The sequence below is a fragment of the Aromatoleum evansii genome, from assembly GCF_012910805.1.
Classification (GTDB): domain Bacteria; phylum Pseudomonadota; class Gammaproteobacteria; order Burkholderiales; family Rhodocyclaceae; genus Aromatoleum; species Aromatoleum evansii.
In genome coordinates this window covers 1-1,270 of record NZ_WTVK01000162.1, presented here as the reverse complement: position 1 = coordinate 1,270, position 1,270 = coordinate 1, and the positions used below count along the sequence as shown (strand labels likewise).

1 protein-coding gene is annotated in these 1,270 nt (G+C 69.1%); it reads right to left on the bottom strand.

The features are described from left to right. Window positions 1–91 precede the first annotated feature (91 nt). Entirely contained in the window at window positions 92–1,129 is a 1,038-nt protein-coding gene (locus GO615_RS27680; RefSeq protein WP_169133053.1) for a branched-chain amino acid ABC transporter permease, read from the bottom strand. Window positions 1,130–1,270 lie beyond the last annotated feature (141 nt).

The window sequence follows — 1,270 nt, the reverse complement described above, 5'->3', positions numbered from 1 at the left end:
AGCGTCACGTAGAAGGGCGGCATCACGAGCGGCGCCACCAGCAGCACGAGCATGAAGGCGCCGAGCACGACGCGCGGGGAGAGTGCGGGCTTCATTCCTCTTCCTCCACGTGGTGGCTGGTGAGCGAGCGCCACAGCAGCACCGGGATGATGAGCGTGAACACGATGACTTCCTTGTAGGCGCTGGCCCAGAAGGAGCTGAAGGCTTCGAGCAGGCCGACCAGCACGGCGCCGGCGGCGGCGATCGGGTAGCTGGCGAGCCCGCCGACGATGGCGGCCACAAACCCCTTCAGGCCGATGAGGAAGCCGGTGTCGTAGTAGATGGTGGTGATCGGGGCGATCAGCACGCCCGAGAGCGCGCCGATGAGGGCCGCGAGCAGGAAGGTGAGCCGCCCGGCGAGCGCGGGCGAGATGCCCATCAGGCGCGCGCCGTTGCGGTTCATCGCGGTCGCGCGCAGCGCCTTGCCGTAGATGGTGCGACCGAAGAACTGGTACAGGGCGACGATGAGCACGATGGAGGCGGCGACGACCCAGATGGTCTGGCCGGTGACCATCATCGGGCCGAGTTCGAAGCGCGCTTCCGAGAAGGCCGGGGTGCGCGAGCCTTCGGCGCCGAAGAACAAGAGCCCGAGGCCGACCATGCCCACGTGCACGGCGACCGAGACGATCAGCAGGATCAGCACCGGGGCGGCGGCTATCGGCTGGTAGATGAGGCGGTACATCAGCGGCCCCATCGGCACGATCACGAGCAGCGCGAGCAGCACCTGCACGGCGAGCGGCAGCGTCGCCAGCGGCAGCAGGTAGAGCAGCGCCGCGAGCGCCAGCGGGTAGCCGGCGTTCCACGCCAGCACGCCGGCGAGGCGCCCCTTCTGGCCGCTGGCGAGTGCGCCGCGGGCGTCGACCACGGCCGCGAGCACCCCGGCGCCGACGAGCAGCCACAGCGTGGCCGGCACGTGGCCGGCCTGGATCATGACCAGGGTGAGCGCGCCATAGGCGACGAACTCCCCCTGCGGAATGAAGATCACCCGCGTCACGGCAAACACCAGCACCAGCGCGAGCGCGAGCAGCGCATAAATCGCACCGTTGGTGATGCCGTCCTGTGCGAGCAACAGCGCTATCTGAATATCCATGGACGAACCCCGGCCGTCCGCGTCGAGGCGCGGAAACGCATGAGATGAAAGGAATAAAGCGCGCCGGCGGCGGCTAGGCGGACGTCGGCGAGGTCCGGGCAAGCGAATCGCGCGCGGGATGGAGATAAGTCGGGGGCGGGG